This is a genomic window from Nocardia sp. NPDC004860, assembly GCF_040609015.1.
Lineage (GTDB): Bacteria > Actinomycetota > Actinomycetes > Mycobacteriales > Mycobacteriaceae > Nocardia.
The window spans coordinates 66137-78016 of record NZ_JBEXJI010000040.1; the positions used below are offsets into that span (position 1 = coordinate 66137).

Below are 11880 nucleotides of genomic sequence, written 5' to 3' on the forward strand. Positions count from 1 at the left end.
CCCCTACGCATTGTCGTAGATAACTTGATAAACTCTTTACCTGTAGCCAACCGAATCAACAGGGGGGTCATCTTCGACCCGCCTGAGAGCAGGTTATGCTTACAGCCGTACCGGACCCTGTCGGGTCACGGTTCTGCACCGTCGACGATGTCGCCGACGCGCGTACAGACGCCAGGGCGTGATGCCACAGCTGCTGACGAACTTCGAGCCGACCTGAGTCGACCCACCAGATCGTCAATGTCCGATCGAACCGCAGGAGAAAACTATCTCCTGCGGCCGACCACGGGAGAGAACGCTGAGCGTCACCATTTTGGCGGGCGAGTTCCACGCGCCGTCACTCAACGACTTCTTCCCTCCAGCAGTGCTGTTCGAGGGGACGCCTTTCGAGCTCGACCGCTTGATGCTTATTCGCATCCTCATGTCGGTCGTTCTCCTGGCCGTGATGTTCGCCGCTTTCCGTCGGCCGCAGCTGGTTCCGCGCGGACTGCAGAATGTCGCCGAATCCGGCCTGATGTTCGTCAAGGAGCAGATCTGCGACGAGGTGCTCGGCAAGGAATCCGGCAAGAAGTTCTTCCCGCTGATCGCGTCGATCTTCTTCACCGTGCTGTTCCTGAACGTCTCGGGTGTCATTCCGGGCCTGAACATCTCGTCGAACGCGCGGATCGGCATGCCCCTGGTGCTGGCGATCGTCGCCTACGTCACCTTCAACTACGTAGGCATCAAGAAGTACGGCTTCCTGAAATACATGCGCTCGTCCATCGTGGTGCCGGATGTGCCGGTCGCGCTGCACCTGCTGCTGATCCCGATCGAGTTCATCTCGACCTTCGTGCTGCGCCCGTTCACGCTGACCGTCCGTCTTCTGGCGAACATGCTGGCAGGCCACATCATGTTGGTGCTGTTCTTCAGTGCCACCCAGTTCTTCCTGTTCGATGCCGTCTCCTGGATGAAGGTGTTCTCGCCGTTCTCGCTGCTCGCGGGCCTCGGCTTCACCCTCTTCGAGCTGCTGGTGGTTTTCCTGCAGGCGTACGTGTTCGCGCTGCTGACCGCTGTCTACATCGGTCTGGCGCAGCACGCCGACTCTCACTGACCGACTGCACCAACATCACAAACCTGCCTTCCACGCCGCCCGGCGGGTGGGCGACAGAAAGGGAATGAAACACACATGAGCACCCTCTCGTACCTGGCTGCTGAAGTTGCCGAGTCCAAGTCCAAGGGCTTCGGCGCCATCGGTTACGGCCTCGCTGCGATCGGCCCCGGCATCGGTGTTGGCATCGTCGTCGGTAAGGCCATCGAGGGCATCGCCCGTCAGCCCGAGCTGCAGGGCACCATCCGGACCAACATGTTCCTGGGTATCGCGTTCACCGAGGCCCTGGCGCTGATCGGTCTCGTCGCCGGCTTCATTTTCTGATTCCGGCAAAAGACTAGGAATCAACGATGAACAGCATTTACTTGCTCGCGGCCGAGGAGGACATCAACCCCCTCGTCCCGAAGACCTATGACATTGTCTGGTCTGCGATCGTCTTCATCGTTATCGCCTTTGTCTTCGCCAAGTACGTCGTCCCGCGCCTGACCAAGGTGCTGGACGAGCGTTCCGAGAAGATCGAGGGCGGTATCGCCAAGGCCGAGGCCGCGCAGGCCGAGGCGCAGGCCACCCTGCAGCAGTACCAGGAGCAGCTGGCCGAGGCTCGCCTCGAGGCTGCCCGGATCCGTGAGGAAGCCCGCACCCAGGGTGCGGCCATCCTGTCGCAGATGCGTACCGATGCGCAGGCCGAGGCCGACCGCATCGTGGCCGCCGGTCACTCGCAGCTGGAGGCACAGCGCCAGCAGATCGTGACCGAGCTGCGGTCCGAGCTGGGCCGTACCGCGGTCGACCTGGCCGAGAAGATCATCGGTCAGTCGGTGGCCGACGAGGCCAAGCAGTCGGCGTCGATCGACCGGTTCCTGGCGGAACTGGACGCGAACGCCGGCATCGGGGTCGGAAGGTAACGACGCGAAAGTGGGAAGCATGTACGCAGCGAGCCGCGAGGCGAGTTCCCGTGCGCGGGAAGCTCTTCGGGCCGCTCTGACCGGTAGCGACACCGTCGCGGCTACTACGGGGTCGGAACTGTTCGCCGTTGTCGCCGTCCTCGACGACCAGCGTTCGCTGCGTGTGGCGCTCGCGGATAAGTCGGTGTCGAGTTCGGCGCGCGCCGAGCTGGCCGAACGCGTCTTCGGCGGCAAGATCAGCGGCACCACCCTGGCCGTGCTGACCACGGCGGTGGCCCAGGACTGGTCGCGGGCCCGCGATCTGGTCGACACGCTGGTCCTGCTCGGCCGCGAAGCGCTGCTGCGCGCCGCGGACGAGCGTGGCCGTCTGGACGCCGTCGAGGACGAGCTGTTCCGGCTGGCCCGGATCATCGACGACAACCCGGACCTGGAGCAGGCGCTGCAGGACCACGGCAAGCCGGCGGAAGCCAAGCTCGCCCTGGTGCAGCGTCTGCTCGCGGGCAAGGTCGAGGACATCACCCTGCAGCTGGCCGAGCAGGCCGTGCTGCGCCACAAGGGCGATGCCGGCGCGGCCATCGACGAGCTGTCCGACCTGGCGGCTTCGCTCCGGGAGCAGATCGTGGCGCACGTCCGTGCCGCGGTGGCCCTGACGCCGCAGCAGCGCGAGCACCTGGCGGCTTCGCTGCAGCGCATCTACGACAAGCCCGTCACGGTGCACGTACAGGAGGACCCGAGCCTGCTGGCCGGCGTCGTCGTGCGCGTGGGCGACGACCTGATCGACGGCAGCGCCGTCGGCCGCCTCCAGCGCTTGCGTCAGTCTCTCGCTTAGAGACGAACGCCCCGAAGCGCACTTACACACCGACATTCGAGACCACAGCGAGAGCAGGAAGAACATGGCGGAGCTGACGATCTCCCCCGATGAGATCCGTAGCGCGATCGAGAGCTACACCCAGAGCTACACCCCCGAGACCTCCATCGAAGAGGTCGGTGTCGTCACCGACACCGGCGACGGTATCGCCCACATCAGCGGCCTGCCGTCCGCGATGGCCAACGAGCTGCTGGAGTTCCCGGGCGGCGTCCTCGGCGTGGCGCTGAACCTGGAGGACACCGAGATCGGTGCCGTCATCCTGGGTGAGTTCGACACCATCGAAGAGGGCCAGCAGGTCCGCCGCACCGGCGACGTGCTCTCGGTTCCCGTGGGCGACAAGTTCCTCGGCCGCGTGATCGACCCGCTGGGCGCGCCGATCGACGGCCTGGGCGAGATCGAGGCCGACGAGCGCCGCGTGCTCGAGCTGCAGGCCGCGACCGTGCTGGAGCGTCAGCCGGTCGGTGAGCCCATGGCCACCGGCATCACCGCCATCGACGCCCTGACCGCCATCGGCCGCGGCCAGCGTCAGCTCGTCATCGGCGACCGTAAGACCGGCAAGACCGCGGTCTGCATCGACGCCATCATCAACCAGAAGGCCAACTGGGCCACCGGCGATCCGTCGAAGCAGGTCCGCTGCATCTACGTCGCGATCGGCCAGAAGGGCTCCACCATCGCGGGTGTGAAGTCCGCGCTCGAGGCGCACGGCGCGATGGAGTACACCACCATCGTCGCGGCGCCCGCGTCGGACTCCGCCGGCTTCAAGTGGCTGGCCCCCTACACCGGTTCGGCCCTCGGCCAGCACTGGATGTACCAGGGCAAGCACGTCCTGATCGTGTTCGACGACCTGTCCAAGCAGGCCGAGGCCTACCGTGCCATCTCGCTGCTGCTGCGTCGCCCGCCGGGCCGCGAGGCGTACCCGGGTGACGTCTTCTACCTGCACTCGCGTCTGCTGGAGCGTTGCGCGAAGCTGTCCGACGAGCTGGGCGCGGGCTCGATGACCGGTCTGCCGATCATCGAGACCAAGGCCAACGACGTCTCGGCGTTCATCCCGACCAACGTCATCTCCATCACCGACGGCCAGGTGTTCCTGGAGTCGGACCTCTTCAACAAGGGTGTCCGCCCGGCCATCAACGTCGGTATCTCGGTGTCCCGAGTCGGTGGTGCCGCGCAGACCAAGGCCATGAAGAAGGTCTCCGGTTCGCTGCGTCTGGAGCTGGCCTCCTACCGTGAGCTCGAGGCGTTCTCCGCCTTCGCCTCCGACCTGGATGCCGCCTCGCTGGCCCAGCTGGAGCGTGGCGCGCGCTGGGTCGAGCTGCTCAAGCAGGACCAGTACGCCCCGGTTTCGGTTGAGGACCAGGTTGTTTCGCTGTTCCTGGTGGACGGCGGCTACTACGACTCCGTCCCGGTCGGCGACATCCGCCGCTTCAACGCCGAGCTGCTGGAGAGCCTGCACGCCACCGTGCAGTCCGCCTTCGACGCCCTGCAGGGCGGCGCCAAGGTGCTCGAGGGCGAGGCCGCCGACGCCATCAAGGCCGCGACCGACAAGTTCAAGCAGGGCTTCCTGGCGTCCGACGGCACCCGCGTCGTCGAGGCCGAGGCCGGCCAGCTGGACCACGAAGAGGTCGAGTCTCTTTCCGTCACCCGCAAGCACGTCGAGAAGTAATCGAGACGAGCACATGCGAATGACCGAATCGACGAATGAAGGGAGTGTGAACCGCTAATGCCAAGCGTGCGTGAACTTCGCTCCCGTATTCGTTCCGTGAGCTCGATCAAGAAGATCACCAAGGCGCAGGAACTGATCGCGACCTCGCGAATCAGCAAGGCGCAGGCCCGTGTTGCCGCCGCCAAGCCCTACGCGGAGGAGATCACCAAGGTGCTCGCCGAATTGGCGAGCGCCAGTGGGAATCTCAATCACCCGCTGCTCACCGAGCGTGAGAACCCGCGCCGCGCAGCGGTTCTGGTCATCACCTCCGACCGCGGTATGTGCGGTGGCTACAACTCCAACGTGCTCAAGCGCGCCGAGGAGCTCATGACCACGCTGCGCACCGAGGGCAAGGAGCCGGTGCTGTACGTGATGGGCGCGAAGGGCCTGACGTACTACACCTTCCGCCGTCGCACCGTGAACGGCTCCTGGCTGGGCTTCTCCCAGCAGCCGAACTACGTGGACGCGTCCGCCGCGTGCAACCACCTGGTCGAGGCGTTCATGGCCGGATCCGACGGTGAGGTGGCGTCCCCGAACGGGGCCGGCACCATGGCCGGCGTCGACGAACTGCACATCGTCTACACGCGTTTCGTGTCGATGCTGTCGCAGCAGCCCGAGGTGCGTCGCCTGGCGCCGATCCAGGTGACGTTCGTGGACGAGAACTTCGACATGGGCCCCGACAGCTTCAGCGACTCCCCGTCGGCGGAGCCGGTCGCCCAGTACGAGTTCGAGCCGGACGCGGATCGCCTGCTGGGCGCGCTGCTGCCGAAGTATGTCAACACTCGGATCTACTCGTCGCTGCTCGAGGCGGCGGCATCGGAGTCGGCTGCGCGCCGCACCGCCATGAAGGCCGCGACGGACAACGCCACGGAACTGGTCAACTCGCTGACCCGGACCGCGAACTCGTTGCGCCAGGCACAGATTACGCAGGAAATCACGGAAATCGTCGGTGGCGCCAACGCGCTGGCGTCGAGCTCGGACCGCGACTAAGGCCCAGGAAGAGAACCAATGACCGCAGCTACTGAAACCCGGGTCGGCACAGGCCGTGTCGCCCGCGTCATCGGACCCGTCGTGGACGTCGAGTTCCCGCGCGGTTCCATTCCCGACCTGTACAACGCCCTGAACGTGGACATCGCGCTCGCGTCCGTGGCCAAGACCCTGACCCTCGAGGTCGCGCAGCACCTGGGCGACAACATCGTTCGCACCATCTCGATGCAGCCGACCGACGGTCTGATCCGTGGCGCCGAGGTGCGCGACACCGGCAAGCCGATCTCGGTGCCCGTCGGTGACGTCGTCAAGGGCCACGTGTTCAACGCGCTCGGCGACTGCCTCGACACCCCCGGCCTGGGCCGCGACGGCGAGCAGTGGGGCATCCACCGCCAGCCGCCCGCCTTCGACCAGCTCGAGGGCAAGACCGAGATCCTGGAGACGGGCATCAAGGTCATCGACCTGCTCACCCCGTACGTGAAGGGTGGCAAGATCGGTCTGTTCGGTGGTGCCGGTGTCGGCAAGACCGTTCTGATCCAGGAGATGATCACCCGTATCGCGCGTGAGTTCTCCGGTACGTCCGTGTTCGCGGGCGTCGGTGAGCGCACCCGTGAGGGCACCGACCTGCACCTGGAAATGGAAGAGATGGGCGTCCTGCAGGACACCGCCCTCGTCTTCGGCCAGATGGACGAGCCGCCGGGGACGCGTATGCGCGTCGCCCTCTCGGCCCTGACCATGGCCGAGTACTTCCGCGATGTGCAGAACCAGGACGTTCTGCTGTTCATCGACAACATCTTCCGCTTCACCCAGGCCGGTTCCGAGGTCTCGACCCTGCTGGGTCGTATGCCTTCGGCCGTCGGTTACCAGCCGACCCTGGCGGACGAGATGGGTCAGCTGCAGGAGCGCATCACCTCGACCCGTGGCCGCTCGATCACCTCGATGCAGGCGATCTACGTGCCCGCGGACGACTACACCGACCCCGCGCCGGCCACCACCTTCGCGCACCTGGACGCCACCACCGAGCTGTCGCGTCCGATTTCGCAGAAGGGCATCTACCCGGCCGTCGACCCGCTGTCGTCGACCTCGCGAATCCTCGAGGCCTCGATCGTCGGCGAGCGTCACTTCCGGGTGGCCAACGAGGTCAAGCGAATCCTGCAGAAGTACAAGGAACTCCAGGACATCATCGCGATTCTGGGTATGGACGAGCTCTCCGAGGAGGACAAGGTCCTCGTCGGTCGCGCCCGTCGCCTGGAGAAGTTCCTGGGCCAGAACTTCATCGTGGCCGAGAAGTTCACCGGCCAGGAGGGTTCCGTCGTGCCGCTGGAGCAGACCATCGACGACTTCGACCGGGTCTGCAAGGGCGAGTTCGACCACCTGCCGGAGCAGGCGTTCAACTCCTGCGGTGGCCTGGACGACGTCGAGGCTGCTGCGAAGAAGATCGCCGGGAAGTAGTCCACCATGGCGGATATGTCAGTTGATCTGGTCGCCGTCGAGCGGCTGCTGTGGTCGGGCCGGGCGAAGTTCGTCTCGGCTCAGACCACGGAGGGTGAGATCGGCATCCTGGCCGGCCACGAACCGCTGCTCGGGCAGCTGGTCGAGGCCGGCACCGTGACCATCGTGTCCGACGACGACGAGCGCGTGGTCGTGGCCGTGCACGGCGGGTTCTTCTCGGTCACCGCCACTTCGGTGCGCGTGCTGGCCGAATCCGCCGATTTCGCCTTCGATATCGACGAGGCGGCCGCCAAGGCCGTTGTCGCCGACCCGGATGCGAGCCCGGCCGCGCTGGCCAAGGCACAGGGCCAGCTGCGGGCGGTCGAGAAGGCGGCGTCTGCCTAGCCTTCCGGCGCTGAAACCGAGGGCGGCGGTCCCAGGGAAAATCCCTGGGGCCGCCGCTTTTTCGCGTTCACACCGACCCGCACTCGCGCCCGCCTCGAGCCGCGCGCGAGTGTGTCGTTCTCACTGGAACGTGAGAATGGGCTTGATCGTGGTGCCGTGGTGGGCGTCCGCGACCGCGGCGTCGATATCGCCGAAGGCGTAGGTCTTGCTGATCTTCTCGATCGGGAACTTGCCTTCGGCATGCCACTGCAGCAGTCGCGGAATGAATTGCTGCGGATCGCCACTGCCCTCGATGCAGCCCCGGACGGCCTTGCCGTTGCCGGTGAGGTGGCCGATTTCGAGGTCCATGCTGGCTTCTCCCAGCCCGACGAGAACGAGAGTTCCCATGGGGGCCAACGCCTCCAGGCCCTTGGCGATGACGGCATTGAGGGCGGTCGTGTCGAGCGCGAAGTTCGCGCCGCCGTTGGTCGCCGCGACGATCTGCGCCACCACGTCCTCGGCCGCGCCGTCGATGGTGACGTCCGCGCCGAGCTCCTTGGCCACGGCCAGCCGATCGGCGGAAAGGTCAATGGCGACAATGGTTCCCGCGCCGATGGCACGGGCCGCCATGAGGGCCGCCATCCCCACGCCGCCGACGCCGAAGATGGCCAGCGAGTCGTTCGGCCCCGGCTTCATGACATTGGCGACCGCGCCCGCACCGGTCTGCACACCGCACCCGAACGGGGAGGTGGCCACCAGGTCCACGTCCTTGTCGACCACCACGACACTGCGCGCCGGCACCAGTGCGTGGGTGGCGAAACTCGATTGCCCGAAGAACGCGCCCATCACGCGTTCGCCATTACTGCTCAGCGGCGAGGTGAAATCCGCGCGTCCGCCCGAGGTGTTCAGAATGACGAAATTCTCGCAATAGGGCGGAAGCCCGTTGGTGCATCGCGAACAGGTTCCACAACTGGCATAGGTGAGCAGAACATGGTCGCCGACTTCGATTCCGGTTACCTCCGAGCCAATCTGCTCGACGATCCCGGCACCCTCGTGACCGAGCACGATCGGCAAATCGGCGGGAAACACGCCCTTGGTGACCAGGTCGGTGTGGCAGACCCCGGACGCGACGATGCGCACCAGCACCTCGCCCGGTCGCGGTTCCTCCAGAGTGAGGGTCTCCATCGAGAACGGCACGTCCGCTCCCCGGGCCACCGCAGCGGTAATTTCCACGGAATCTCCTTCCAAGACATCCCAATTGTCCGGAGCATAAGAACGTGTTCCAGTTTACGGCCATCGCCGATCCCGCTCAGCGGGTCGCGCGTTCGGCTCTTGCCGCCGGGAACTGGTAAGCAGCCCAGGTTTTCGGATACTTTGTGCCGTAATTGAGACCTTGGTTACTCAACGTGGCTGAAGGAATTCACCGGTCCCCGGATGTGATCCGAAGCGTTCGGCAAAGTACCGGCTATTCAGGCGCTTTCGGCTCTCCCGCCACGATGCGCGCCGGCTATGTGGTCGGCTGCCAGGTGGATATCGGCGGAACGAGCTACGGCGACAGCGGCGGGTAGACGACCGACATGACGCAGGCGACTCAGCACAACCTGCTCGGCGCCATTGCCACAATCTGCCCGGCGACACAGCCCTTGCCTCGGGTTGCCCGAGGGGCAACAACAAGGTTCCCGGCCCGCACACCGACGTCAGCTGGACGGACGAGACCTGCGCGGTGAACGGGTGCGGCGGCTACGCCGAGGAGCGCTCGTCCGTCATTGGTTGATATATCTTCTGCACCCTGCTGATCAGCGCATACGTCACATTCGGTGGATGGCCGGACTTCGCCTTTCCGCGGTCGCTACTATCGACCGAAAGCGGGGCCCGGCCGTCGGCCGGTCAGTGACCGACAGCAACGCGGATGTGAAGGGACGGAGCGGCATTGCAAACCGGGATGTGGCTTCTGATCATTCTGGTGTTGCTGCTGGTCGGCCTGGCCCTGGCCTCGACGTATCGCCTGGTGATGCTGCGCCGCGGCGGAACCGCCGCCCTGCTGCGCGTGCTGCCCGCCCGCGGCCACGGCGGGGGCTGGCGGCACGGCCTGATCCGTTACGACGAGGACACGCTCCTCTTCTACAAACTCTCCAGCCTCAAGCTCGGCCCGGATTCCACCATGCGCCGGCTCGCCATCGAGGTGGGCCCGCGGCGGTCCCCACAGGACGACGAGTACGACATCATGACCGACGAGGTCATCGTCCAGGTCTCCGACGGTGACGGCAGCTACGAGCTGGCACTCGACCGCGGAGCCATGGCCGCCTTCCTCTCCTGGGTCGAATCCCGGCCCTCCGAGCGAATTCGCCGCCGCCGCGCCGGATAGTGTGACCCTGTGAGCGTTCACTTGACGCGGATCTACACGCGGACCGGCGACGACGGCACCACAGGGCTGAGCGATTTCTCGCGGGTGGCCAAGACCGACCCGCGGCTGATCGCCTACGCCGACTGTGACGAAACCAATGCCGCACTGGGTGTCGCCATCGCGCTCGGGCAGCCGGACGAGCGGATGCTCGGTGTGCTGCGTTCCATACAGAACGATTTGTTCGACGCCGGCGCGGACCTGTCCACGCCCGTTGTCGCGGAGCCCAAGTACCCGCCGCTGCGCATCACCCAGGTCTACATCGACCGCCTCGAGAAGTGGTGCGACGAGTTCAATGAGCCTCTGGCGCCGTTGAATTCGTTCATCCTGCCCGGCGGCACACCGCTGGCGGCACTGCTGCACACCGCCCGCACCGTGGCGCGACGCGCCGAGCGTTCGGCGTGGGCCGCGGTCGCGGCGCACCCGGACGACACGAACGCGCTGCCCGCCAAATACCTCAACCGACTGTCCGACCTGCTGTTCATCCTCGGCCGGGTCGCCAATCCGGACGGCGACATACTTTGGCGGCCGGGCGGAGACGCCGCGAGCGCGAGAGAGGACCACTAGGCTGACCCCCGTGAGTGAACGGTTTCTGGTGACCGGGGGCAGCAGGCTCGTCGGTGAGGTCGCGGTAGGCGGCGCGAAGAACAGCGTCCTCAAGCTGATGGCCGCCGCGTTGCTGGCCGAGGGGACGACCACCATCACGAACTGCCCGGACATCCTCGACGTGCCGCTCATGGCCGAGGTGCTGCGCGGTCTCGGATGTGACGTCACCGTGGACCACGAGACCGTGACCATCGTGACGCCGCCGGAACCGAAATACCACGCGGACTTCCCGGCCGTCACCCAGTTCCGTGCCTCGGTCTGTGTGCTGGGTCCGCTGATGGCGCGCTGCAAGCGGGCCGTGGTGGCGCTCCCGGGCGGTGACGCCATCGGTTCGCGTCCGCTGGACATGCATCAGGCCGGTCTGCGACTGCTGGGCGCGACCTCCGAGATCGAGCACGGCTGCCTGGTGGCGCGCGCCGAGGAGCTGCAGGGCGCCCGGATTCGCCTGGACTTCCCGTCGGTCGGCGCGACCGAGAACATCCTGATGGCCGCGGTGCTGGCCGAGGGGGAGACGGTCATCGACAATGCCGCGCGTGAACCGGAGATCGTGGATCTCTGCAACATGCTGGCGCGGATGGGCGCGAAGATCTCCGGCGCGGGCACCTCGGTGCTGACCATCGAGGGCGTGGACAAGCTCTCGCCGACCACCCACCGGGTGATCGGTGACCGCATCGTCGCGGCGACCTGGGGTATCGCCGCCGCCATGACCACCGGCGACGTTCGGGTGACCGGCATCAACCCCAAGCACCTGTCCCTGGTGCTGGACAAGCTGCGCTCCGCGGGCGCGCGAATCTCGTTCGAACCGGATGGTTTTCGCGTGGTGCAGGCGGATCGCCCTCGCGCCGTGAACTTCTCGACCCTGCCGTTCCCCGGGTTTCCCACCGATCTGCAGCCGATGGCCATCGGCCTGGCCGCGATCGCCGACGGCACCTCGATGATCACCGAGAACATTTTCGAAGCGCGCTTCCGCTTCGTCGAAGAGATGATCCGCCTGGGCGCGGATGCCCGCACCGACGGGCATCACGCTGTGGTGCGCGGGATTCCGCGACTGTCCTCGGCGCCGGTGTGGTCGTCGGACATTCGCGCCGGCGCGGGTCTGGTGCTCGCGGGTCTGGTCGCCGACGGTGTCACCGAGGTCCACGATGTCTTCCACATCGATCGTGGCTACCCGGATTTCGTGGAGAATCTGCGCTCGCTCGGAGCCCGGATCGAACGGGTCGGAACCGCGGACTGAACAGCCGGTGTCGGGACGGGTTCGCGAAAACCCGTCCTGAACAGGCGATTTGACATGCGAACAACCAACACGTAACTTATTCCAGGTCAGAGCGACACGGACACCGACTCCGGTGAGACGAGCTTCGCCTGATGATCACACTAGCTCCCAGCCAACCAGCGGATTTGGTTCCGCTGTGCGGACGGGGCTAAGCTGTAAAAGTTGCCTCACGAACGAGCGGGACTAAGAGCCCGGGAGATCGTGTGTGCGTGTGTTCTTTGAGAACTCAATAGTGTGTCGAT

Annotated in this window: 12 protein-coding genes; 11 read left to right on the top strand and 1 reads right to left on the bottom strand. The window is 65.9% G+C overall.

Going from position 1 to position 11880, the window contains the following annotated elements; translation table 11 throughout:
- Nucleotides 1-361 precede the first annotated feature (361 nt).
- The 8 genes from atpB (at nt 362) to ABZV44_RS41595 (ending at nt 7379) form a co-directional block, all read left to right on the top strand.
- A complete protein-coding gene (gene atpB / locus ABZV44_RS41560; protein ID WP_354849580.1) occupies nt 362-1087 on the top strand; it encodes a F0F1 ATP synthase subunit A in 726 nt (241 codons plus the stop codon).
- A gap of 75 nt (nt 1088-1162) precedes the next feature.
- Nucleotides 1163-1408 (top strand): ATP synthase F0 subunit C, encoded by a 246-nt coding sequence (locus ABZV44_RS41565; protein WP_040856073.1) that lies wholly within the window; start codon nt 1163-1165, stop codon nt 1406-1408.
- 26 nt (nt 1409-1434) lie between these two features.
- Nucleotides 1435-1986, top strand: a complete 552-nt coding sequence (locus ABZV44_RS41570; protein WP_354849543.1) for a F0F1 ATP synthase subunit B — start codon at nt 1435-1437, stop codon at nt 1984-1986.
- Between the two features lie 19 nt (nt 1987-2005).
- Nucleotides 2006-2815 carry a F0F1 ATP synthase subunit delta gene (locus ABZV44_RS41575; RefSeq protein WP_354849546.1) on the top strand — a complete coding sequence of 270 codons (810 nt, stop codon included), beginning with the start codon at nt 2006-2008 and terminating at the stop codon, nt 2813-2815.
- A gap of 64 nt (nt 2816-2879) precedes the next feature.
- On the top strand, nt 2880-4517 hold the full coding sequence (atpA, locus tag ABZV44_RS41580) for a F0F1 ATP synthase subunit alpha (protein WP_354849549.1): 1638 nt from the start codon (nt 2880-2882) through the stop codon (nt 4515-4517).
- 57 nt (nt 4518-4574) lie between these two features.
- Complete coding sequence (locus tag ABZV44_RS41585; RefSeq protein WP_354849552.1) at nt 4575-5546, top strand: F0F1 ATP synthase subunit gamma; 972 nt, start codon at nt 4575-4577, stop codon at nt 5544-5546.
- Nucleotides 5547-5564: 18 nt separating this feature from the next.
- The gene (atpD, locus tag ABZV44_RS41590) at nt 5565-6995 is read left to right on the top strand and encodes a F0F1 ATP synthase subunit beta (RefSeq protein WP_157388301.1); all 1431 of its coding nucleotides are present in this window, start codon (nt 5565-5567) and stop codon (nt 6993-6995) included.
- A gap of 6 nt (nt 6996-7001) precedes the next feature.
- A complete protein-coding gene (locus ABZV44_RS41595; protein ID WP_354849556.1) occupies nt 7002-7379 on the top strand; it encodes a F0F1 ATP synthase subunit epsilon in 378 nt (125 codons plus the stop codon).
- Between the two features lie 120 nt (nt 7380-7499).
- On the opposite strand, the gene ABZV44_RS41600 is transcribed toward ABZV44_RS41595, so the two are convergent.
- Nucleotides 7500-8591: an NAD(P)-dependent alcohol dehydrogenase gene (locus tag ABZV44_RS41600; protein ID WP_354849559.1), complete on the bottom strand. Its 1092-nt coding sequence runs from the start codon at nt 8589-8591 to the stop codon at nt 7500-7502.
- Nucleotides 8592-9300: 709 nt separating this feature from the next.
- Between ABZV44_RS41600 and ABZV44_RS41605 the strand changes: the two genes are divergently transcribed.
- Genes ABZV44_RS41605 through murA form a run of 3 tightly spaced genes read left to right on the top strand, consistent with a single transcriptional unit; the run spans nt 9301 to nt 11599 of the window.
- Nucleotides 9301-9723 carry a DUF2550 domain-containing protein gene (locus ABZV44_RS41605; protein ID WP_354849582.1) on the top strand — a complete coding sequence of 141 codons (423 nt, stop codon included), beginning with the start codon at nt 9301-9303 and terminating at the stop codon, nt 9721-9723.
- A gap of 9 nt (nt 9724-9732) precedes the next feature.
- On the top strand, nt 9733-10326 hold the full coding sequence (locus tag ABZV44_RS41610) for a cob(I)yrinic acid a,c-diamide adenosyltransferase (protein WP_354849562.1): 594 nt from the start codon (nt 9733-9735) through the stop codon (nt 10324-10326).
- Between the two features lie 10 nt (nt 10327-10336).
- Nucleotides 10337-11599: a UDP-N-acetylglucosamine 1-carboxyvinyltransferase gene (gene murA, locus ABZV44_RS41615; RefSeq protein ID WP_354849565.1), complete on the top strand. Its 1263-nt coding sequence runs from the start codon at nt 10337-10339 to the stop codon at nt 11597-11599.
- Nucleotides 11600-11880: the final 281 nt, after the last annotated feature.

Bases quoted from the DNA above. Each gene is read 5' to 3' on its own strand.
- ABZV44_RS41565 (WP_040856073.1), top strand. From the start codon at position 1,163: ATGAGCACCCTCTCGTACCTGGCTGCTGAAGTTGCCGAGTCCAAGTCC.
- atpD (WP_157388301.1), top strand. From the start codon at position 5,565: ATGACCGCAGCTACTGAAACCCGGGTCGGCACAGGCCGTGTCGCCCGC.
- ABZV44_RS41570 (WP_354849543.1), top strand. From the start codon at position 1,435: ATGAACAGCATTTACTTGCTCGCGGCCGAGGAGGACATCAACCCCCTC.
- ABZV44_RS41585 (WP_354849552.1), top strand. From the start codon at position 4,575: ATGCCAAGCGTGCGTGAACTTCGCTCCCGTATTCGTTCCGTGAGCTCG.
- ABZV44_RS41595 (WP_354849556.1), top strand. From the start codon at position 7,002: ATGGCGGATATGTCAGTTGATCTGGTCGCCGTCGAGCGGCTGCTGTGG.
- ABZV44_RS41605 (WP_354849582.1), top strand. From the start codon at position 9,301: ATGTGGCTTCTGATCATTCTGGTGTTGCTGCTGGTCGGCCTGGCCCTG.
- ABZV44_RS41575 (WP_354849546.1), top strand. From the start codon at position 2,006: ATGTACGCAGCGAGCCGCGAGGCGAGTTCCCGTGCGCGGGAAGCTCTT.
- atpA (WP_354849549.1), top strand. From the start codon at position 2,880: ATGGCGGAGCTGACGATCTCCCCCGATGAGATCCGTAGCGCGATCGAG.